This window comes from Curtobacterium sp. MCLR17_042 (assembly GCF_003234695.1).
GTDB lineage: Bacteria > Actinomycetota > Actinomycetes > Actinomycetales > Microbacteriaceae > Curtobacterium > Curtobacterium flaccumfaciens.
Window position 1 is genome coordinate 140,935 of record NZ_QKTD01000009.1, and the last position, 21,122, is coordinate 162,056.

Consider the following 21,122-nt stretch of genomic DNA (forward strand, 5'->3'; position numbering starts at 1 on the left):
GGCACGACGAGGGGGCAGGGATGGGCGACCGAGGGCGACCGGAGGAACGTGTTCGACGTCGTGTGCTGATCGCTGCGGTGCTCGGCGGAGTCGGCCTGGCCGCGACCGTGGTCCTCGGGCGACGCCCCGGGTCGACCGAAGCGGCCGACGACCCGGACGGCGACCAGCTGCAGGCGGCACTGGACGCGGTGCCCTCCGGAGGGGAGTACGTGATCGACCGGGTCTGGGCGCGCTCGCGGAGTCTCGTCGTCCGGAGTCCACTGCGACTGCGGTTCACCGGCGGCGGTGCCCTCCGCATGACGACTGCGTCGACCGCCCTCCTGGTGCAGGCGTCCGACGTCGAGGTCGTGGACGCCGTGATCACGGGAGCCGGTGCCGACAGCGGGGGCCTCGGTCACGGGATCGCGGTGATGGGACTCCGCGGCGGTCCGCTGCACGGGATCACCGTGCGACGCGGTCACTTCCGGGACATCCCGCACGACGGAGTGCACCTGGAGTACTGCGACCGATTCGAGATCACCGGGACGACGATGGAGCGCCTCGGCTACGCGGGCATCGTCGGGGTCGGGGTCGTCGACGGGATCATCGACGGCAACACGGTGCGGGACGTCCGGCAGCCCGCGCGTCGGGTCAACTCGTACGGCATCTCCCTGACGCGCGACGCCCGGTACACCCCCTCGGACGCCCGCCGGTCGGCTCGGGTCCGCGTGACGGGCAACCGGATCGACGGCGTCCCCGCATGGGAGGGCATCGACACGCACGCCGGCGAGGACATCGAGATCCGCAGCAACGTCGTGACGGGCTGCCGGGTCGGCATCGCCGCCGTGCCGTCGAAGGACCCCGCCGATCGGGAACGGACCAGCGTGGCGCCGATCGGACTGGTCATCGCGGACAACACCGTGACCAGGCCGCCCGGGCTCGCGCCGGGGTCCGCGATCATCGTGAGCGGTGCCGGAACGACCGTCGGGTCCACCCAGCCGCGCGCGACCGGGGTGGTCTCGGGCAACGTCGTGACGGGCGGCGGTGGATCCTCCGGTGAGGCCGGCATCCTGCTCAAGCTGACACGGGGGATGGTGGTCGCCCGCAACCGGATCGAGGCGAGCGTCGAGAACGCCGTCTGCCTCGCGCACTCGAACGCGGCCGTCACCGTCCGCGCGAACCGCATCGTGGGCGTCGGTGGCGCCGGGATCGGCGTGAACGTCCGCGCGGGAGCGAACCACGGCGCGATCACGCGCAACCACTTCGAGTCCGCGCCGCACGCACTGGCCGTGGCCGTCCGGTTCGGGGATGCGGACAACCGGTTCGTCGTCCGGCGCAACACGTGGGGGACGGCGCGGGTCCGGATCGCCCACGGCGGAGCGACGGTGACGACCGGCTGAGCTCACCCCCCCGGACGCCGCAGCACCCCCGGAGCCTCGTGGGCCCGGGGGTGCTGTGGTTCATCGGTGGAGCGGCGATCAGCTCGCGGCGAGGGAGAAGGTGCCGGACTTCTTCGCGGTGCCGTTGACGGTCTGCTCGATGACGATGTCGAGCTTGGTGGCGCCCTTGGAGACGACGCGGTCGAACGACCAGGTGCCGTCGGTGGCGACCTGGTGGGTGCCGGGGACGATCTGGGTGCCGCTCGGGTTGAGGACCCGGATGGTGGCACCGGGGGTGGCGGTGCCGGTGATGTGGTTCGAGACTCCGGCGGTGACGGTCTTGGTCGTCACGGTGACGTTCCGTTCCGCGGACGCGGTCAGCGAGAAGGTGCCGGACTTCTTCGCGGTGCCGTTGACGGTCTGCTCGATGACGATGTCGAGCTTGGCGGCGCCCTTGGAGACGACGCGGTCGAACGACCAGGAGCCGTCGGTGGCGACCGTGTGGGTGCCCGGGACGATCTGGGTGCCGCTCGGGTTGAGGACGCGGAAGGTCGCGCCGGGGGTGGCGGTGCCGGTGATGTGGTTCGAGACGCCCGCGGTCACCGTCTTCGTGGTGACCGTGACCGGCTCGACGGTCTGTGCCTCGGCGTCGAACGCGATGTTCCGCATCACCGACGTCCGGCCGTCGGCGGTCTTCTGCGTGAAGGTGAGCTCGTACCCGGCTGCGCTGGTCAGGTCGGCCGAGGCCTTCCAGGTCCCGACGCCGGAGCGCGTACCGGTCACCGGTGCCGTGAAGAGCTTGCGGCCGCGCTGGTCGGTCGCGGTGATCGTCGCGCCGGCCTCGGCGGTGCCGGCGAAGGCGCGTGCGCCCGGCGTGTAGGTGTTCTCGTCCGCGAGGCCGTCGACCTGCAGGAGGCGGGGGAGTGCCACACGCTCGGACAGGGACGAGAAGCCCTTGCCGTCGAAGCCGACGTTGGCGATCTCGAGCTGCTTGCCGGTCTCCTGCGCACGGATGACGTAGCTCCAGATCTCGTTGTGCCCGACGCCGGCGACGACGCGGTCGCCGTCGAGGATCCAGAGCGCCGCAGCGCCGTCCGGTTCGCCGACGACCTGCACCCGGCCGTCGGTGTGGACGTACACGGAGCTCACCGTCGGCTTCGGCACCGAAGTGTCGGTGGGGAGCTGCGCCAGCGGGGCTGCGGTTCGGCTCGAAGGCGTGCCGTCGGCGGCCTTCGCGACGACGTAGACGGTCGAGCCGAGGCGGTCCTGGGGGACCCGGGCGATGTAGCTGGTCTCCTCGAGCGTCGCGTCGGCGATCGTGGCGCCGGCTGCGTCCTGGACGACGACCGAGTCCACGGCGTCGTCGTACTTGCCGGTCAGCACGAAGGAGCCGTCGAGCCGCCGTTCGGTCGTCTGGAGGGTGGGTGCGGTCGGCCCGTCGGACGCGGCCGGCGAGAACCGGACGTCGCGGAGCTCGTTCGTCCGGCCGTCGGTCGTCGTCTGCGTGAGGGTGATCACGTGGTCGGTGTCGGCGAGGTCGGCATCGGCGCTCCAGGTGCCGGTCCCGTTGCGTGCCCCGCTGACGTCGGTCGTGAACAGGGTGGCGCCCGAGGTGGTGTCCTTCGCGACGATGGTGGCTCCGGCGGTCGCACTGCCGGCGAAGTGGGTGGTGCCGGGCGTGAACGTGTTCTGCTCCTGCAGCCCGTCGACACGGATGCTCCGCGGCATCGGGATGCGCTCACCCCGGGTCTGGGTGCCGTCGGCGGCGGTGTGGACCCGGATCACCTCGAGTCCGGCGTCCTGGTGTCGGTCCTGCACGTTCAGGAAGAACAGACCGCCCCCGGTGGAGCGGTCGTAGGCGGTGTTGCCGATGACGAGCCAGATGTCGTCGCCGCCGGCATCCCCGACGACGACGCGGGAGCCGAACGGCGTGCTCCAGTCCTGGTGGAACTTCGGGGCTGTCAGCGAGGGATCGACGGGGAGGGAGTCGAAGTCGGGATTGGCCTCCTGCGCCGTGGAGTCCGACGATGACGCGGCTGCGGGAGTGGTGGTGGCAGCGGTGGCGACGGCCGGCGTCAGCAGGCCGAAGCCGAGGGAGGCGGTCAGGACGCCGCAGACGACTGCGGCGCTCCGGAACGTGGTGGGGGCCATTGGGGGGCTCCTTCTGTGGGGGACCCTCAGGGTACCGACATGTGAAATACACAGCCTGTTCGCATCGTGAGTGCGATGCCCTCCTTGCTTCGGAGGCCGCCGCCGCCGGGTACGCTGACGCGGTGCCAGACTTCGCCGACCTCTTCCGTCGACGCGACGACGACGCGCCGGACCTCATCGCGATCGACGGCACCGACCGCTTCCTGCTCGACGAAGCCCCGCACGTGCACGGCGACGCGCTCCGCCAGCCCGGCGAGGTCGCGGTCGTCGACGATCGGTACGGGGTGCTGACGCTCGGCCTCATCACGCAGTACGGCGCGAGCGACATCCGGGTCGTCCAGGACTCCCTGGTCGGGGAACGGGCGCTCGAGGCCAACGCCGGCACGTTCGGGCTGCGCGGCTTCCACCACCCCGACTCGCTCGAGGACGCCTTCCGTGACGTGCGGCTCGTGGTGCTGCGGCTGTCGAAGTCGCACGACCGGCTCGACGAGATCGCCCGCGCGGTCGCCCGGTTCGCGGCGCCCGACGTGGTGCTCCTCTGCGGCGGCAACGTGAAGTACATGCACGTGACGCAGAACGACGTGCTCCGGCGCTCGTTCGGCGAGGTCACGGCATCACGAGGCCGTGGCAAGTCGCGACTGCTCATCGCGCAGGACCCGCTCCGCGCACAGGCGAACCGCGCCGCGACGACGAACCCCTGGCCGCGGTCGGTGCACGTCGACGACCTCGGCATGACCCTGGTCGCCCACGGTGGCGTGTTCGCCGGGACGTCGCTCGACCAGGGCACGCGGGTGCTGCTCGACGCGATGGACCAGGCGGTCCCGACCGCGCGCACGATCGTGGACCTGGGGAGCGGCAACGGCGTCATCGCGGCTGCGGTCGCTCGTCGGCGACCGTCGGTGCGGGTGATCGCCACCGACGTGTCCCGGATCGCGGTCGAGTCGACGCGCGCGACGGCGGAGGCCAACGGCGTTGCCGACCGGGTGACGGTGCTGCGGACCGACGCGGGCGACGAGCTGGCCGAGGGGTCCGCACAGCTCGTCCTCTGCAACCCGCCGTTCCACGCGGACACCACTGTGACCACGGACACGGCCGAGGCGATGTTCCGGAACGCGGCCACGATCCTCCAGGCCGGCGGTGAACTGTGGTGCGTCTGGAACACGCACCTGCGTTACCGGCCGGTGCTCTCGCGCCTGGTCGGGCCGACCCGGGAGGTCGTCCGGACCCCCAAGTTCACGGTCACGGCCTCGGTCGCGACCAACCGCTGACGGCGAGAGCCGCCCGGGCTGACCCGGACGGCTCTCGCGACGTGGTGCGGTGGGGGACCGATCAGGCCGGCACGTAGTCGAACGTGTCGGGGTCGGGGCCCGTGCGGTGACCCTTGTCGAGGGCCGTGATGTCCGTCATGTCCTCGTCCGACAGCTCGAAGTCGAAGATCGCGAAGTTCTCCTCGACGCGAGCCCGGGTGACCGACTTCGGGAACACGATGTCGCCGCGCTGGATGTGCCAGCGGAGGACGACCTGCGCCGGGGACTTGCCGACCGACGCGGCGACGCGGGTGATGGTCTCGTCGTCGAGGACGAGGCCCTGCGCGATCGGGGACCACGCCTCGGTCGCGATGCCGAGCTCGCGGTTCACGGCGCGGAGCTCGTCCTGCGCGAGGTACGGGTGCACCTCGATCTGGTTGACCGACGGCGGGACGTCGGTCTCGGCACGCAGGCGGTGCAGGTGGTGCGCCTGGAAGTTCGAGACACCGATCGAGCGGGCGGTGCCGGCGTGGTACAGCTCCTCGAGGGCCTTCCACGTCGGGACGAAGTCCGAGACGGTGGGCAGCGGCCAGTGGATGAGGAACAGGTCGGTGTAGCCGCCGAGCAGGTCGGCCGACTTCTTGCCGTTCTCCAGCGCCGCCTCGGGGGCGTGGAAGCCGTTGTTGAGCTTGGAGGTGACGAAGATCTCGGAACGGTCGATGCCGGACTCGGCGATCGCCTCACCGACCTCCTTCTCGTTGCCGTACATCTCGGCGGTGTCGATGTGGCGGTAGCCGACCTCGAGCGCGGCCAGTGTGGCGGCCTTCGTCTCGGAGGGGTCGATCTGGAAGACACCGAAGCCGAGCTGCGGGATGGTCTTGCCGTCGTTCAGGGTGATGTTCGGAACGGTCATGGTGTCATGCAACCAAACGCCCCTCAGCGCCCATTCCGCCAACACCCAGGAACGGCGACCCCGGGCGCGCCGTTCAGGCGAGCGCAGCCGTGATGTAGGCCTGGAGCGCCTGGCCGTACGCGATCGCCGGGACCTCGGACGCGAAGCTGCGGTCGGCCCCGCCGATCGTCGCCGTCACGGTGAAGACCACGCGACCCCCGACCTGCACGCGGGTCAGTCCGATGAACGACGGCCCGAGCAGTTCGCGCAGCTGGTCCTCACGGGGCAGCCAGAGCGACTCGGTGGCGGTGACCGAGTCGAGCGCCCACTCGGTGGTGCCGTTGAAGCCGAGGATCGTGCCGGTGGGGGAGTCGTGCCGTTCGACGGTCATCTCGGACACCGTGTAGACGTCGTCGTCGATGCCGGGCTTGTCGATCACGAACCGGTCCCCGGTCTCGGGGTGCCAGCGGAGGCCGGCGTCACGGAGGGACCTGGCGAGTTCGACGGTGATCACGTTCCCACCTTGCCCGCGCGACCCGCCCCTGTCACCACCTAGGTTGCCGAAAGCATCCCGTACTAGCATCGCCGAGCACCCCTCGCGCGAGCGCAACCCGTTCGTGCGCGCGACGTGACGACGCCCGGGCAACCGGTGCCGTGCCTCCAGGCCGTGGGAACCGGCCGCGGGTCGGACCGCCGGTCGGCGTCCCCGACCGAGGCCGACGGACACCCTGCCGCCGAAGAGAAGGACCCGCATGACCCTCGAACGCGAGGAACTCCGCGACGACTGGACCGTGACGATGGCCGGAGGAACCGGTGCGCCGGACGGCGTCGCGGGCCGCACCATCCCGGCGACGGTGCCGGGCCAGGTCCACACCGACCTGGAGCGGGAGGGGCTGCTGCCGGACCCGACGTTCCACCTGAACGAGCAGGCAGCGAAGTGGGTCGGCCGCGCCGACTGGGCCTACCGCCGCACGGTCGACGTCGACCCGCGGGGGCACGAGCGCGTCGACCTGGTCTGCGACGGTCTCGACACGGTCGCGGAACTCAGCCTGGACGGCGTCGTCGTGGGCACGACCCGCAACATGCACCGCCGGTACCGGTTCGACGCCCGCGTGCAGACGGGGTCCGGTGGCACCACGAAGGACCTCGAGATCCTGTTCGAGTCGCCGTACCGCGAGGCCGGCCGGGTGGCCGCGAAGGCCGGCAGCATGCCGGGCCCGTACGACGAACCGTTCCCGTACGTCCGCAAGATGGCGTCGAACTTCGGCTGGGACTGGGGCCTGACCGCAGTCACGAGCGGCCCCTGGCGGCCGGTCGCGATCGAGCGCTGGTCGACCGCGCGCCTGCGCGAGGTGCGTCCACTCGTCGACGTCGAGGCCGGTGAGGGCGTGCTCGACGCCCACATCACCGTCGAGCGTTCGGGGATGAACGACCTGGACCAGGACGGCGAGGACGACGACCTGGTGCTCGTCGTCACCGTGAGCGGCGAGACCGAGGACGGCGCCACCACGCGTCAGCGCTCCCGCGCGCAGCTGACCCCGAAGGACGACGAGACCGTCGTCACCGTGCGCGTCCCCGAGGCGCGGCGCTGGTGGCCGCGCGGCTACGGCGCGCAGCCGCAGTACGACGTCGTGGTCGAGCTGCAGACCGTCGACGGCGAGGTGCTCGACCGCGACACGTTCCGCACCGGGTTCCGGTCCACCCGCATCGAGACCCAGGTCGACGGCATCGGCCGCCCCTTCGCCGTGCACGTCAACGGCACGCTCATCGACGTCCGGGGCGTCAACTGGATCCCCGACGACGTCATCGTCTCGCGCGTCGACCGCGTCCGACTGGAGTCCCGGCTGGGTGCCGCGGCCTCGCTCGGCACGAACCTCGTGCGCGTCTGGGGCGGCGGAGTGTACGAATCGCGCGACTTCTACGAGGTCTGCGACGAACTCGGTCTGCTCGTCTGGCAGGACTTCCCGTTCGCGTGCTCGGCCTACCCCGAGGTCGAGCCGATCCGCAGCGAGGTCATCGCCGAGGCGCGGGACAACGTCGCCCGGCTCGCCCGCCACCCCTCGCTGGTGGTCTGGAACGGCAACAACGAGAACATCTGGCTGCACGACGCCGACGGCTGGGGCGCGGAGCTGGGCGATCGCGGCTGGGGACTCGACTACTACCTCGACCTGCTGCCGACCATCGTCGACGCGGTCGACCCGTCGCGCTTCTACACGGTCGCGTCGCCGTGGTCCGGCTCCGAGTCGCTGCCCGCGAACGAGGTCGACCACGAGACGCACCACTCGTGGGACGTCTGGAACCGGCTGCCCGACACCGCCTACCGCGAGTCGGTGCCGCGCTTCGTGTCGGAGTTCGGCTGGCAGGCGCCGCCCGCCTGGCGCACGCTGCGCGAGGCGGTCACGGACGCGCCGCTGCGGGTCGACTCGCCCGGTGTGGTCCACCACCAGAAGGCGGCGGACGGGATGGCCAAGCTGGCCCGCGGGCTGGAGCCGCGCTTCGGCGCGGTCGACCCGGCCTCGTTCGACGCCTGGCACTACCTGACGCAGCTGCAGCAGGCGCGGGCGATCGCGACCGGCGTCGAGCACTGGCGCACGCACTGGCCGCGCAACACCGGTGTCGTGGTGTGGCAGCTGAACGACCTGTGGCCGGTGTCGTCGTGGTCGGCGATCGACTCGGCGGGGCGGCTGAAGCCGCTGGCGCACGAGCTGCGCCGCCTGTACGACGACGTGCTGCTGACGATCCGTCCGGTGTCGTCGGTGGCGGTGACGCCGGGTGCGGCCGGTACCGCTGGTGCGTCGGGTGCGCTCGCCGCGTCGGGTGCGTCGGGACCGTCGGGTGCGGAGCGGACTGGAGGCCCGGATCACCCGGGTGCGTCGCCTGCGGTCGGCGAGACGGCTGACCTGGGCGAGCTCGCGGACACGCTCTCGCTGGGCGTCTCGCCCGGTGCGTTCGGGTCCTCGCCCGTCGAGGTGGCCGTCCGGTCGACCCGCACCGGGCACGACAGCGTGGTGCGGGTGCGCCGGATCACCACGGCCGGCACGATCCTGGCCGAGGCGTCGCTGCCGGTCCGGCTGTCGTCCGCCGGCGTCGCGGTCGTCGCCCTGCCCGAGTCGGTCGGTGTCGTCGACGACCCGGCCAACGAGCTCATCATCGCGGACATGGACTGGCGCCGCGCGGTCTGGACTCCCGGTCCCGACGCCGCGATGCGGTGGGAGCCCGCGCGCTACCGGACCTCGTTCGCGGTGGTCGACGGTGGTCTGGACCTGACCGTCGAGGCCGACTCGCTCGTCCGCGACCTGCTGGTGCAGCCCGACCGGGTCGCGGCCGGTGGAACGGTCGACCGCGGGTTCATGACGCTGCTGCCCGGCGAGCGAGTGGTGTTCCGGCTCGGCGGTGTGACCGAGGCCGACATCCCGGCGCTCCGTGAGGCGCCGGTGCTGTGGAGCATCGACGGCGTCCTGCGGTGACCGGAGCGCTTCCCTGGACGAACGGTGTCCGTTCCGAGGACCGGCCTGGGCATCCAGGGACGGGGGAGTTACCATGGGGGGACACGGACTTCCGCCGCGGTGATCGACGACGATCAGCGGACGGCGACCAGTTCCAGATCAAGGAGTCATGATGATTGGTAACCTGACCGGCCTTCACCTGCTGATCATCCTCGGGATCGTCATCCTGCTGTTCGGCGCGACCAAGCTCCCGGCGCTCGCCAAGGGCCTCGGCCAGTCGATCAACATCTTCAAGAAGGAGATGTCCGACGACGAGAAGAAGGCCCAGGCCAACGGCACGGCTCCGGACGGCACGGTGCAGAACAGCACCGTCCAGAACGTCCCCACCGAGCCCGCCGCCGGTCCGGTCCTGAACCCGGGGTCGACCGCGCAGCCGAACACCGACTCCCGGCGTTAGGACACCCAGCCCCGTCCTGTCGGCAGCCCCCGCGACCACATCGGTCGCGGGGGCTTCGTCGTGCGGGATCGACCGCGGGGTACCCGGTGCCGCAGGATGAGCACATGACCGCTCCCGTTCCCGTTCCGGCGCCCGTGCCGCACGGTGTCGCGCCGCTCCGGGACGACCGGCGGATCGTGCTGGTGGTGGCGATCCTGGCGTCGTTCGTCGTCGGGCTCGACTCGAGCGTCGTGAACGTCGCACTCCCCGCTATCCGGCAGGAGCTCGGCGGCGGACTCGTCGTGCAGCAGTGGGTCGTCGACGCGTACCTGGTCACCCTCGGCTCGCTCATCCTGGTCGCCGGCAGCCTGTCCGACCTGTTCGGCCGCGTCCGGATCATCACGTGGGGGCTCGTGGTCTTCGGCATCGCGTCCGTGGTGTGCGCGATCGCCCCGAACGGCGAGGTGCTCATCGTCGCCCGGGCGCTGCAGGGCGTCGGCGGGGCGCTGGTCATGCCGAGCGCGCTCGCCCTCATCGTCGCGGCGTTCCGCGGGGCGGCGCAGGCGAAGGCCATCGGCACGTGGACGGCGTGGTCGAGCGCGGCCACGATCCTCGGCCCCGTGGTCGGCGGGCTGGTGGTGGACGGTATCGGGTGGCGGTGGGTCTTCGTGCTCACCGCGGTGCCGATCGCCGTGACGATCCCGCTGGTCCTGCGCATCACCGGTGACGTGCACCCCGCCGTCCGCCCGCGCATCGACGTCGTCGGGGCCGTGCTCGCCGTGGTGGGTGTCGGCGGTGTCGTGCTCGGGCTCATCGAACAGGAGCGGCTCGGGTGGGGGGCGCCCGTGGTGGTCGGCGCGCTCGTGCTCGGCGCCGCCGCACTGGTGGCGTTCGTGCCGTGGGAACTGCGGGTGACACGGACGACGGGTTCGCCGCTCGTGCCGCTCGAGCTGTTCCGGGCGCGGAACTTCACGGTCGGCAACCTCGCGACGCTGTCCATCTACGGGGCGCTCGGCATGGTGTTCTTCGTCGTCACCCTGTTCCTGCAGGAGGTCTGGCGGTTCCCGGCCTGGCTCGCCGGCCTCGCGACGCTGCCGCCGACGATCATGCTGCTCGCGCTGTCCACCGCCGTCGGGTCCGCGGCCGGTCGGTACGGCCCGCGGTGGTTCATGGCCGCGGGGCCGGCGGTCGGCGCGGTCGGGGCGCTCCTGCTGCTGCTCGCCGGCGACGACCCGAACGGCTACTGGTGGTCGGTGTTCCCCGGACTGGTGCTGATCGGCGTGGGCATCGCCCTGATGGTCACACCCCTGACCAGTGCGGTGCTCGGATCGGTGCCGCAGTCCGAGGCCGGGTCCGGTTCGGCCGTGAACAACGCGGTCGCGCGGATCGCCGGGCTCGTCACGGTGGCACTGGCCGGCGTGGTGCTCGGCGGTGAGGTGAGCGTCGACGGGCTGCACCGGGCCATGGTGGTGATGGCGCTCCTGCTGGCGGCCGGTGCCGTCGTCTGCGCCGTCGGGATCCGGAATGTCCCGGAGCGCACGTAAGTTGAGTGGAGTAGACTCAACTCCAGGACCACCGCAACGAAAGGACGGAACGCATGGCGAACCTCCAGGGCGCTCCTGACTCGCAAGAACGACAGAAGACCGCCCTCGAGCAGTACGGCATCGACCTCACGGCGATCGCCCGCAGCGGCAAGCTCGACCCCGTGATCGGCCGCGACTCCGAGATCCGGCGCGTCTCCCAGGTGCTGACGCGCCGCACCAAGAACAACCCCGTGCTCATCGGCGAGCCCGGCGTGGGCAAGACCGCCGTCGTCGAGGGGCTCGCGCAGCGCATCGTCGCCGGGGACGTCGCCGACTCCCTCAAGGACAAGCGGCTCATCTCGCTCGACATCTCCGCCCTCATCGCCGGCGCCAAGTACCGCGGCGAGTTCGAGGAGCGGCTCAAGGCCGTGCTCAAGGAGATCAACGACTCCGACGGGCAGGTCATCACGTTCATCGACGAGCTGCACACCCTGATGGGTGCCGGGGGCGGCGAGGGGTCCGTCGCGGCGTCGAACATGCTCAAGCCGATGCTCGCCCGCGGTGAGCTCCGGCTCATCGGCGCGACGACCCTCGACGAGTACCGCGAGTACATCGAGAAGGACGCCGCGCTCGAGCGTCGCTTCCAGCAGGTCTACGTCGGTGAGCCGAGCGTCGAGGACGCCGTGGCGATCCTCCGCGGGCTCAAGGAGCGCTACGAGGCGCACCACAAGGTGACGATCAACGACTCCGCGCTGGTCGCGGCCGCGAGCCTGTCGAACCGGTACATCTCCGGCCGGCAGCTGCCCGACAAGGCCATCGACCTGATCGACGAGGCCGCGAGCCGACTCCGCATGGAGATCGACTCCAGCCCGGTCGAGATCGACGAGCTGAAGCGGAACGTCGACCGTCTGCGTGTCGAGGAGTTCGCGCTCAAGCAGGAGAAGGACGACGCCTCCAAGGCCCGCCTCGAGACCCTGCGCAACGAGCTGCGCACCCGCGAGGAACGGCTGGCCGAGCTCGAGCAGCGCTGGCAGGCCGAGCGCGCGAGCCTCAACCGCATCGGTGAACTCAAGCAGCAGCTCGACGACCTGAACATGCGGTCGCAGCGCGCCCAGCGCGAGGCCGACTACGAACTCGTCTCCCGCCTGGAGTACGGCGAGAAGCCCCGCATCGAGGCCGAGCTCGCCGCCGCCGAACAGGCCGAGAGCGCCGACCGGATGGTGAACGACAGCGTCACCGACGAGGACATCGCCGCCGTCATCGCGCAGTGGACGGGCATCCCGCTCGGCCGGCTGCTCCAGGGCGAGACCGAGAAGCTCCTGCACCTGGAGAGCGAGCTCGGCCGCCGCATCATCGGGCAGCGCACCGCCGTGACCACCGTGTCCGAGGCCGTCCGTCGCACCCGCGCCGGCATCTCCGACCCGGACCGCCCGACCGGTTCGTTCCTGTTCCTCGGCCCGACGGGCGTCGGCAAGACCGAGCTGGCCAAGGCGCTCGCGGAGTTCCTGTTCGACGACGAGAAGGCCCTCGTCCGCATCGACATGAGCGAGTACGGCGAGAAGCACTCCGTGGCCCGCCTGATCGGTGCCCCGCCCGGGTACGTCGGGTACGAGGCCGGTGGACAGCTCACCGAGGCGGTCCGCCGCCGTCCGTACTCGGTGATCCTGCTCGACGAGATCGAGAAGGCGCACCCCGAGGTGTTCGACGTGCTGCTCCAGGTGCTCGACGACGGCCGGCTGACCGACGGCCAGGGGCGCACGGTCGACTTCCGGAACACGATCCTCGTGCTCACGTCGAACCTGGGGTCGCAGTTCATGACGGACCTGTCCCTGAGCGACGCGCAGCGGGAAGAGGCGGTCCGTGAACTCGTGCAGCAGGCGTTCCGGCCGGAGTTCATCAACCGCCTCGACGACATCGTGGTGTTCCAGGCCCTGACGGCCGACGACCTCGGGCAGATCGTGTCGCTCTACGTCGACCGGTTGGCTCGTCGCCTGACCGACCGCCGACTCGAGCTCGCCGTCACCCCCGAGGCACGCGGCTGGCTGGCCGAGCGCGGGTACGACCCGCTCTACGGTGCGCGGCCCCTGCGTCGCCTGATGCAGCGGCAGATCGACGACCGGTTGGCCCGCGCGATCCTGTCGGGTGACGTCCGTGACGGCGACACCGTCCGGGTGGACGTCGCCGCGGACGGCGACGGCCTGACGGTCGAGCCCTTCGAGCTGGCCGAGATCGTCGAGGAGTAGTCCACCACGACGGACGGGAGGCCCGTCACCGGTTCCTGGGACCGGTGGCGGGCCGTTCGTCTACCGTCCACGGCATGCCTGAGATCCGCGCGATCCGTCGCCTCACCGACGCCGTCGAGCACGCGAGCGTGCTCGACAAGGCCGTCGACATCGACCGTGCCGTCGTGAACGCCCTCGCCAAGCCGAAGGCCCTGCGCCAGCTGCTGCACGGCGTGCCGTTCGGTCACCCGATCCACCCGCTCATGGTGCAGGTGCCCCTCGGTGCCTGGATCTCCGCCGCGGTGCTCGACCTGGTCGGCGGGAAGGGCAACGCGAAGGCCGCCAAGACCCTGGTCGGCGTCGGGGTCGTCTCGGCGAGCAGTGCCTCGGTCGCCGGCTACGTCGACTGGTCCGAACTGAACCGCGAGCAGCTCCGCACCGGATGGGTGCACCAGGCCGTGAACTGGACCGGTCTGTCGCTGTACGGCCTGTCGTGGCTGCAGCGGAAGCGCGGCAACCACGGTGCCGGCAAGCTGCTCGGCTTCGCGGGTCTCGCCGTCGTCAGTGTCGGCGGGTACCTCGGTGGGCACCTGTCCTACCGCCAGCGCGCCGGCGTGAGTGACCACGGCGAGGTGCCGTTCGACGCCTGATCCGGCTCCCAGGTCCGGCAGAGGTACGTCACGTGTGATGTATCGATGCGCGTACTCGTGGTGGACGACGAACGAGCCCTCGCCGACTTGATCGCGACGGGCCTGACACGGCAGGACATGGCGGTGGACGTCGCCTACCGCGGCGACGACGCCGACGAGCTGCTGGCGGTGCACGACTACGACGTCGTCGTGCTCGACCGTGACGTCCCCGGGCTGCACGGCGACGAGGTCGCACGGCGGCTCACCGCGCGCGGAGCCCTCACACGGATCCTCCTGCTCACGGCCGCGACGACGTTGAGCGACCGTGTGCACGGGCTCGAGCTCGGTGCCGACGACTACCTGACCAAGCCGTTCGAGTACCCGGAACTCGTCGCCCGGGTCCGCGCACTCGGTCGGCGGAGCGTCGCACCCGTCGCCCCGGTGCTCGAGCGTGCGGGGTTCGTCGTCGACACGAACCGGCGGATGGCCACGCGCGACGGACGGCCGCTCGACCTGACCTCGAAGGAACTCGGGGTGCTCGAGACCCTCCTCCGCGCGGACGGTCGGATCGTCTCCGCCGAACACCTGCTCGAGAAGGTCTGGGACGTGAACACCGACCCCTTCACCGCCGCGGTCCGTGTGACGATGTCGAAGCTCCGCCGGAAGCTCGGGGACCCGGACCCGATCCGGACGGTGCCCGGCCAGGGCTACGCGCTGTGAGCCGGTGGGCCAATGGCTGGAGCATCCGGACCCGGACGGCCCTGACGTTCGCGCTCGCGGCCATGGCGCTGGCGACCGGGGTCGTCGTCTTCACGAACACCATGTCGCTGGCCGGTGTCGGTGCCGGCCTCGACACCGCGGCCGTGCAGCGCCCGCCGTCCGGGTCGCCGGGTACCACGACCGCTCCGGCCCCGATCGAGGTCGACGGAACCGACGACGGTGCGGTGGCGGTGATCCGGTTGGTGGCCGTGCAGCAGTGGCAGTGGTCCGCGATCGGGATCGCGGGCGCCGGGCTCGCGGCCGGGGGCATCGGCTGGCTCGTCAGCCGCCGGGTCCTCCGGCCCATCGACCGGATCACCGCGACCACGAATCGCATCTCGGCGTCGAACCTGCACGAGCGCATCGCGCTGGACGGTCCCGACGACGAGCTCCGGCGGCTCTCGCGCACCGTCGACGACCTGCTGGCCCGCCTGGAGACCGCGTTCGAGAGTCAGCGCCGGTTCGTCGCCCAGGCGTCCCACGAACTCCGGACGCCGCTCGCGGTGCAGCGCGCAGCGGTGCAGATCGGCCTGCACGACGACGCCGACCCCGCGGACGTCCGAGCGGTCCGGGCGGAGCTGCTGGAGCAGAACCGCCGGACCGAGCGGTTGGTCGAGTCGTTGCTCGTGCTCGCCGAGGCCGATCGTGGCCTGGCGGGCGCGACGCGCGCCGTCGACATCGACGAGGTGACCGCCGAGGTCGTCGCGAGGGCGGCCCGTGACGCGGCCGAGGCGGGGGTGACCCTGACCCACGAGCGCCGCACCGGGCCTCCCGGCCTGGTCGTCCCGGGGGAGCCGACGCTGCTGCGGCAGCTGCTCGGCAACCTGGTGGGCAACGCCGTCGAGTACAACGAACCCGGCGGCGCCGTCCTGGTGGCCACGGAGCCGGACGGGTTCGTCGTCGAGAACGGTGGACCGGTGGTCCCGGCGGACGAGGCGGGGCTGCTCGTGGAGCCGTTCCGCCGCGGCGGGACCGACGACGCACGCGGGCAGCACAGCGGTCTCGGGCTGTCGATCGTCGCCGCGATCGTGCACGCGCACGGGTGGCAGCTGTCGATCGCCGCACGGCCGACCGGCGGGCTGCTCGTGCGGGTCCGTGTTTCGTCGGTGCAACCCGACGTGCACGCGGGGCGAAACAGCCGTTCCGGTGTGCTGGAGGCATGAACCACACCTCGAAGACGACCACCCGTCGCACCCGGTCCCTGATGAGCGCGGCTGCGGCCGTCGTCCTGCTGCCCCTGTTCCTGGTCGGCTGCTCCGACGCGTCACCGGACGCCGGCAGGACGGCGGCGTCCGGCGGTGCGGCACCCGGCGTCGCCCTCGCCGAGTGCATGCGGGACCGCGGCTACGACATGCCCGACCCGGGCACCGGCGGCGGGTCGATGCAGCTCAGCGCACCCGACGGCGCTGATCCCGAGCGGTACCAGGAGGACCTCACGGGCTGCCTCGACGACTCTGCGGCGGCCGGCGACGCGCAGGCCGCGCAGCCGATGCCGGGCAGCGAGGAGATCGCCCGGAAGACGGCAGAGTGCCTGCGCGAGCAGGGGTTCCCGGACTTCCCGGACGACCAGGAGGCGCAGAACCGGTTCCAGCCCGACGACCAAGAGGCGTTCGACGAGGCCGCCCACACCTGCACCGACGCGGCCTTCGAGGCCGTCCAGGGCGGAGCCCGGTCGTGACCCACCGTCGCGTCCGTCGCCGGGTGATCGTGTCGGTGTGCCTCGTCGCGGCGGTGGCCGCGGGGGCCGGGACGTGGGCCCTCGCCACGGTGCCGAGCGGTCCGGGAGCCTCGGCCAGCAGCGGGTCGCGAGGCGACACCGCGCCGACCGGAGCCACCGCCGCGGTCACGCGCGGCGACCTGACCGACTCGAAGGTGTTCGCCGGGACGCTCGGGTACGGCGCGGCGACAGGGGTCCCCGGTGCCGCCGCCGGCACGATCACCTGGCTGCCCCGGGCCGGTGACGTCATCGAACGCGACGGGGCCCTGTACGCCGTCGACGAGCGGGACGTCCGGTCGATGTACGGCACCGTGCCGCTCTGGCGGGACCTGGAGCGTGGGCTGCAGGGCGCCGACGTGCGGCAGCTCAACGAGAACCTGGCCGCGCTCGGGTACGACGTGTCGGTCGACGACCGGTTCGGCCCCCGGACCGAGCGGGCCGTCCGGCAGTGGCAGCAGGACCGCGGACACGAGGTGACCGCGGTGCTGACGGGGGACGACGTCGCCTTCGTGGACGGCGCGGTCCGGGTCGCCTCGGTCGACGGTCGGCTCGGGGAACGGATCGCCGGCGGAGCCGGAGCGGGAGCGGGTGCCGGTGGCGCTGGTGGTGGCGCTGGTGCGGCGGCCGGCGCGGGTGCGGCGGCCGACGTCCTGCAGGTCACGAGCACCCGGCGTGTCGTCACGGCGACCGTTCCCCAGCGCGATGCGGAGCGGCTCGCGGTCGGCACCGACGTCGAGGTCCGGGTGAACGGCGCCGGGGCGGCGATGCCCGGTTCCGTCGTCGACGTGCAGCCGACGACGAGCGAGGACGGCGGGACGTCCGTCGACGTCTCGGTGTCGTTCGACCCGGGGAAGCGCACGCTGCCCGCGGCAGCGTCCGCGCAGGTCGACGCGAAGGGCACCACCGAGCACGACGTCCTGTCCGTGCCGGTCGCCGCACTCGTCGCGGGCGCCGGTGGTCGGTACGCCGTCGACGTCGTGCAGCGGGACGGCACGACGGAGCGGGTCCGGGTCGAGCCCGGCTTCAGTGCGGACGGGCGGATCGCGGTGACGGGTGACCTTGCCGCCGGCGACCGCGTGGTGGTGCCCGGATGAGCGCCGCCGTGCTGCCACCCGCCGCGGTGCTGCCGTCCGCCGCCGTGCGGCCCACCGCCGCCGTGCTGTCGCCCGACTCCGTCCTGTCGCTCCGGGATGTCACGAAGACCTACGGCGACGTCGGAGCCCTGCGCGGGGTGTCGCTCGAGGTCACCGCCGGCGAACTCGTCGCGGTCGTCGGCCCGTCGGGGTCGGGCAAGTCGACGATGCTCAACGTCGTCGGGACCCTCGACCGCCCCACGTCCGGCACGGTGACGATCGCCGGCAACGACGTCGCGACGATGTCCGACGACGCCCTGTCCGGACTCCGTGCCGACCACATCGGGTTCGTCTTCCAGCACTTCCACCTGCAGGCCGGCGCGACCGCCACCGAGAACGTCGCCGACGGCCTGCTCTACCAGGGCGTACCCCGACGCGAGCGGCACCGACTGGCGGTCGAGGCCCTGGGACGAGTCGGCCTGGCGCACCGGGTGGACCACCGACCGCACCAGCTCTCCGGCGGGGAACGCCAACGCGTCGCCATCGCGCGGGCCGTCGTCGGCGACCCGACGATCCTGCTCGCCGATGAACCGACGGGTGCACTCGACACGGCGTCCGGTGCCGCGGTGGTCCAACTCCTGCGCGAGCTCAACGCGGCGGGCACGACGGTCGTGGTCATCACGCACGACCTCGACCTGGCGGCGTCGCTGCCCCGGCAGGTCCGGATGCGCGACGGCATGATCGAGCCCGAGGTCGCGCCGGTCGTCGACGAGGTCGCCCGATGAGCCGGCGTCGGTCCGTGGGCGCGGTCGACCTGCTCCGCCTCGGCGTCTTCGGGCTGCGGACCCGGCCCGGACGTGTCGTGCTGTCGGCGCTCGGCATCGCGATCGGCATCGCGGCGATGCTCGCGGTCGTCGGGATCTCGTCGTCGAGCAAGGCGGAGGTCGACCAGGTGCTCGACACCCTCGGCACGAACGTGCTCACCCTCACCCAGGCGCAGGGCCTCGGCGAACCGGTCCCGTTGCCGTCCACCGCACTCGAGTCGGTGCTGCGGCAGGACGACGTCGAGTCGGCCGCCGCCGTCGGCACCGTGCCGGACACCGGCGTGTACCGGAACGACCGCGTGCCGGCGCCCGAGACGAAGGGCCTCGGGGTGCTCGCCGCGTGGGGCGACGTGCCACGGGTCCTCGGCGGGCAGCTCGCAGCCGGGCGGTGGATCGACGACGCCGCCGGGGCGCCGCCGCAGGTCGTGCTGGGGGCACGGGCGGCCGCGGTCCTCGGCATGGAGGACCTGCATCCGGACAGCCGGGTCTGGATCGGCGGTCGGTGGGTGCAGGTCGTCGGGGTGCTCGACCCCGTCGCGCTCGCCGAGGACCTCGACTCGCGGGTGTTCGTGCCCCGCGGGTTCGCCGGGCAGCTGGGCTTCGACGGGGCCCCGACCGCGGTCTACACCCGCGTCGACCCGGAGCACGTCGAACGGTCGAGGGACCTGCTCGCCGGTGCGGTCCGACCCGGGGCACCGCAGGACGTCGGCGTGACACGGCCGTCGGACGCGTTGGCCGCGAAGGACGCCACGGACGACTCCTTCACCGGGCTGCTGGTCGGCATCGGTGGGGTGGCGCTGCTCGTCGGTGGCATCGGGGTGGCGAACACGATGGTGATCACCGTCCTGGAACGCCGTGCCGAGGTCGGCGTCCGCCGTGCGCTGGGGGCTCGTCGTCGGAACATCCGCGACCAGTTCCTGGTCGAGTCCTTGCTGCTGTCGTTCCTCGGCGGGCTGGCCGGCGTCGTGCTCGGCGTCGCGGTGACGGTCGTCTTCGCGGTCACGCAGGGCTGGCCGGTCGCACTGCCGGTGTGGGCCGTCGTCGGGGGACTCGGCGCCACGGTCGTCATCGGCGGGGTCTCCGGGCTCTACCCGGCGGCACGCGCGGCGCGGATCCCGCCGACGTCCGCCCTGGCGGCCGTCTGACGCGTGCGGTGGACGCGCGCACTGGAGGCCCGGTGCCGGTCCGGCGGACCGGCACCGGGCCTCCAGGCGGTCGCTTCCCCACACCGGACGCGAGTCGCAGATCATGCCTGGTCATGACCACCTGGTCAAGCATCTGCGTCGATCTGTTCGACATCCGTGATGCCCCGGAAACACGCGGATCGAAAGCGGTCACAGGGACCGATCCAACGGTTGACAAGGGGCCGTGCAGGGTCTTCTATTGCGAATACGCAACGTCCTTTCATAAAGGTCGGACCAAGGGAGTCATCGTGACACGAACGCGTTTCGCCGCACTCGGTGCGCTCGCCCTCGCAGGCGCGCTCGCCCTCACCGGGTGCTCCGCCGGGAGCAACGCCGCTTCCGACGGCGGCACGAAGTCCATCGGCACACCCGATGGCAAGGGCAAGACCATCACCGTCTGGATGATGAACGGCGACCTGAGCGACAAGGTGCTCGACGCCGCCGGCAAGCAGTTCACCGCCGACACCGGGGCGAAGGTGAAGATCCAGACCCAGCAGTGGGACGGGATCACCACCAAGCTCACCACGGCGCTCGCGCAGAGCGACGCCCCCGACGTCGTCGACCTCGGCAACACGCAGGTGCCGGTCTACGCGGCAGCCGGCGGGTTGACCGACCTGACGCCGTACCGCGACGAGCTCAAGGACGGCCAGACCTGGCTCACCGGGCTCGAGGGCCCCGCCACCGTCGACGGCAAGCTCTACGGGGCACCGCTGTTCGCCGGCAACCGGGCCGTGGTCTACGACAAGAAGGTCTGGAAGGACGCCGGTGTGACCGACGTGCCGACCACCTACGACGAGCTCACCGCTGACCTCGACAAGGTCAAGGCCGCCAACCCGGCCAGTGACTTCTCCGCCTTCTACATGCCCGGGCAGTACTGGTACGGCGGGCTGCAGTGGGTCTGGGACGCCGGCGGCGAGATCGCCACGGACAAGGGCGGCAAGTGGACCGGCACGCTCGACTCCGCGGACGCGGTGAAGGGCCTGACCGCCTGGAAGGGCTTCCAGAACGCGTACTCGGCGAAGTCCACCCAGGACATCAACACCGACAAGCCCTCGCAGAGCGACGTCTTCGCACAGGGCAACACCTCGGCGTTCCTCGGGTCCGCCTGGGAGATCGGCTCGATCACCACGGCGAAGCCGGAGCTCGCCGATCGCATCGGCACGTTCCCGATGCCGTCGTCCACGGCGGGGAAGACGCAGCCGGTGTTCCTCGGTGGCTCCGACCTGGGGATCCCGGCCAAGGCGGAGAACCAGGAGCTCGCGCTGTACTACCTGAAGATCCTGACCTCGAAGGAGTTCCAGCAGGACCAGGTGTTCGGGGTCGACGGCTGGGAGCCGAACTCCACCGAGATGCTCGACGCGGTCGCCGGCGACGTCGACGAGCTGCACAAGCCGTACTTCGAGGCGGCCGGTACGAGCCGACCGACCCCGGCCACCCCGGGCTGGGCCACCATCGAGGGTGACGCCTCGTTCCAGTCGATGTTCGCCGACGTCGCCACCGGCCGGAAGTCGCCGGAGCAGGCCGCCGAGGGCTTCTCGAAGCACCTCACGACCGCGCTGAACGCGCAGCCGTAGGCGATGACGTCCACTGCGGAGCCGGTGACCGACGCGGAGCAGTCCGCGCCGGTCACCGGCTCCGCAGTGGACGTCATCGCCTACGGC

Annotated in this window: 17 protein-coding genes; 14 read left to right on the top strand and 3 right to left on the bottom strand. The window is 71.7% G+C overall.

Going from position 1 to position 21,122, the window contains the following annotated elements:
- The first annotated feature begins 20 nt into the window (after positions 1-20).
- The gene (locus DEJ02_RS10865; protein ID WP_111033079.1) at positions 21-1,379 is read left to right on the top strand and encodes a right-handed parallel beta-helix repeat-containing protein; all 1,359 of its coding nucleotides are present in this window, start codon (positions 21-23) and stop codon (positions 1,377-1,379) included.
- A 78-nt stretch (positions 1,380-1,457) separates the two neighbouring features.
- Here the strand turns inward: DEJ02_RS10865 and DEJ02_RS18755 are convergent, their stop codons facing one another.
- Complete coding sequence (locus DEJ02_RS18755; RefSeq protein WP_309147168.1) at positions 1,458-3,509, bottom strand: hypothetical protein; 2,052 nt, start codon at positions 3,507-3,509, stop codon at positions 1,458-1,460.
- Between the two features lie 122 nt (positions 3,510-3,631).
- Between DEJ02_RS18755 and DEJ02_RS10870 the strand changes: the two genes are divergently transcribed.
- Positions 3,632-4,777, top strand: coding sequence for a class I SAM-dependent methyltransferase (locus DEJ02_RS10870; protein ID WP_071404391.1), 1,146 nt, complete (start codon positions 3,632-3,634; stop codon positions 4,775-4,777).
- A gap of 61 nt (positions 4,778-4,838) precedes the next feature.
- On the opposite strand, the gene DEJ02_RS10875 is transcribed toward DEJ02_RS10870, so the two are convergent.
- Positions 4,839-5,669, bottom strand: a complete 831-nt coding sequence (locus tag DEJ02_RS10875) for an aldo/keto reductase (protein WP_111033081.1) — start codon at positions 5,667-5,669, stop codon at positions 4,839-4,841.
- A gap of 73 nt (positions 5,670-5,742) precedes the next feature.
- The gene (locus tag DEJ02_RS10880) at positions 5,743-6,162 is read right to left on the bottom strand and encodes a hypothetical protein (protein WP_027464885.1); all 420 of its coding nucleotides are present in this window, start codon (positions 6,160-6,162) and stop codon (positions 5,743-5,745) included.
- A gap of 238 nt (positions 6,163-6,400) precedes the next feature.
- Between DEJ02_RS10880 and DEJ02_RS10885 the strand changes: the two genes are divergently transcribed.
- From DEJ02_RS10885 to DEJ02_RS10940, 12 genes are all read left to right on the top strand, one after another.
- Positions 6,401-9,115 (top strand): glycoside hydrolase family 2 protein, encoded by a 2,715-nt coding sequence (locus tag DEJ02_RS10885; RefSeq protein ID WP_111033082.1) that lies wholly within the window; start codon positions 6,401-6,403, stop codon positions 9,113-9,115.
- A gap of 151 nt (positions 9,116-9,266) precedes the next feature.
- Positions 9,267-9,551 (top strand): twin-arginine translocase TatA/TatE family subunit, encoded by a 285-nt coding sequence (gene tatA / locus DEJ02_RS10890; protein WP_111033093.1) that lies wholly within the window; start codon positions 9,267-9,269, stop codon positions 9,549-9,551.
- Between the two features lie 104 nt (positions 9,552-9,655).
- Positions 9,656-11,074: an MFS transporter gene (locus tag DEJ02_RS10895; RefSeq protein WP_111033083.1), complete on the top strand. Its 1,419-nt coding sequence runs from the start codon at positions 9,656-9,658 to the stop codon at positions 11,072-11,074.
- A gap of 53 nt (positions 11,075-11,127) precedes the next feature.
- Positions 11,128-13,296 carry an ATP-dependent Clp protease ATP-binding subunit gene (locus DEJ02_RS10900; protein WP_084740532.1) on the top strand — a complete coding sequence of 723 codons (2,169 nt, stop codon included), beginning with the start codon at positions 11,128-11,130 and terminating at the stop codon, positions 13,294-13,296.
- Between the two features lie 74 nt (positions 13,297-13,370).
- A complete protein-coding gene (locus DEJ02_RS10905) occupies positions 13,371-13,925 on the top strand; it encodes a DUF2231 domain-containing protein (RefSeq protein ID WP_071404319.1) in 555 nt (184 codons plus the stop codon).
- 45 nt (positions 13,926-13,970) lie between these two features.
- A complete protein-coding gene (locus DEJ02_RS10910) occupies positions 13,971-14,624 on the top strand; it encodes a response regulator transcription factor (RefSeq protein WP_111033084.1) in 654 nt (217 codons plus the stop codon).
- Positions 14,621-15,826 carry a HAMP domain-containing sensor histidine kinase gene (locus DEJ02_RS10915; RefSeq protein WP_111033085.1) on the top strand — a complete coding sequence of 402 codons (1,206 nt, stop codon included), beginning with the start codon at positions 14,621-14,623 and terminating at the stop codon, positions 15,824-15,826. The genes DEJ02_RS10910 and DEJ02_RS10915 overlap by 4 nt, the downstream gene beginning before the upstream one ends.
- Complete coding sequence (locus DEJ02_RS10920) at positions 15,823-16,341, top strand: hypothetical protein (protein ID WP_111033086.1); 519 nt, start codon at positions 15,823-15,825, stop codon at positions 16,339-16,341. Before DEJ02_RS10915 ends, DEJ02_RS10920 begins: the two co-directional genes overlap by 4 nt.
- Positions 16,338-17,474 (top strand): peptidoglycan-binding protein, encoded by a 1,137-nt coding sequence (locus DEJ02_RS10925; RefSeq protein ID WP_111033087.1) that lies wholly within the window; start codon positions 16,338-16,340, stop codon positions 17,472-17,474. Before DEJ02_RS10920 ends, DEJ02_RS10925 begins: the two co-directional genes overlap by 4 nt.
- The gene (locus tag DEJ02_RS10930; RefSeq protein WP_258378720.1) at positions 17,471-18,238 is read left to right on the top strand and encodes an ABC transporter ATP-binding protein; all 768 of its coding nucleotides are present in this window, start codon (positions 17,471-17,473) and stop codon (positions 18,236-18,238) included. Before DEJ02_RS10925 ends, DEJ02_RS10930 begins: the two co-directional genes overlap by 4 nt.
- The gene (locus DEJ02_RS10935) at positions 18,235-19,422 is read left to right on the top strand and encodes an ABC transporter permease (RefSeq protein ID WP_181440328.1); all 1,188 of its coding nucleotides are present in this window, start codon (positions 18,235-18,237) and stop codon (positions 19,420-19,422) included. Before DEJ02_RS10930 ends, DEJ02_RS10935 begins: the two co-directional genes overlap by 4 nt.
- 287 nt (positions 19,423-19,709) lie before the next feature.
- Positions 19,710-21,035 (top strand): sugar ABC transporter substrate-binding protein, encoded by a 1,326-nt coding sequence (locus tag DEJ02_RS10940; protein ID WP_220038379.1) that lies wholly within the window; start codon positions 19,710-19,712, stop codon positions 21,033-21,035.
- The last annotated feature ends 87 nt before the right edge of the window (positions 21,036-21,122 follow it).

Bases quoted from the DNA above. Each gene is read 5' to 3' on its own strand.
- DEJ02_RS10865 (WP_111033079.1), top strand. From the start codon at position 21: ATGGGCGACCGAGGGCGACCGGAGGAACGTGTTCGACGTCGTGTGCTG.
- DEJ02_RS18755 (WP_309147168.1), bottom strand. From the start codon at position 3,509: ATGGCCCCCACCACGTTCCGGAGCGCCGCAGTCGTCTGCGGCGTCCTG.
- DEJ02_RS10875 (WP_111033081.1), bottom strand. From the start codon at position 5,669: ATGACCGTTCCGAACATCACCCTGAACGACGGCAAGACCATCCCGCAG.
- DEJ02_RS10885 (WP_111033082.1), top strand. From the start codon at position 6,401: ATGACCCTCGAACGCGAGGAACTCCGCGACGACTGGACCGTGACGATG.
- tatA (WP_111033093.1), top strand. From the start codon at position 9,267: ATGATTGGTAACCTGACCGGCCTTCACCTGCTGATCATCCTCGGGATC.
- DEJ02_RS10895 (WP_111033083.1), top strand. From the start codon at position 9,656: ATGACCGCTCCCGTTCCCGTTCCGGCGCCCGTGCCGCACGGTGTCGCG.
- DEJ02_RS10900 (WP_084740532.1), top strand. From the start codon at position 11,128: ATGGCGAACCTCCAGGGCGCTCCTGACTCGCAAGAACGACAGAAGACC.
- DEJ02_RS10905 (WP_071404319.1), top strand. From the start codon at position 13,371: ATGCCTGAGATCCGCGCGATCCGTCGCCTCACCGACGCCGTCGAGCAC.
- DEJ02_RS10910 (WP_111033084.1), top strand. From the start codon at position 13,971: ATGCGCGTACTCGTGGTGGACGACGAACGAGCCCTCGCCGACTTGATC.
- DEJ02_RS10920 (WP_111033086.1), top strand. From the start codon at position 15,823: ATGAACCACACCTCGAAGACGACCACCCGTCGCACCCGGTCCCTGATG.
- DEJ02_RS10930 (WP_258378720.1), top strand. From the start codon at position 17,471: ATGAGCGCCGCCGTGCTGCCACCCGCCGCGGTGCTGCCGTCCGCCGCC.
- DEJ02_RS10935 (WP_181440328.1), top strand. From the start codon at position 18,235: ATGAGCCGGCGTCGGTCCGTGGGCGCGGTCGACCTGCTCCGCCTCGGC.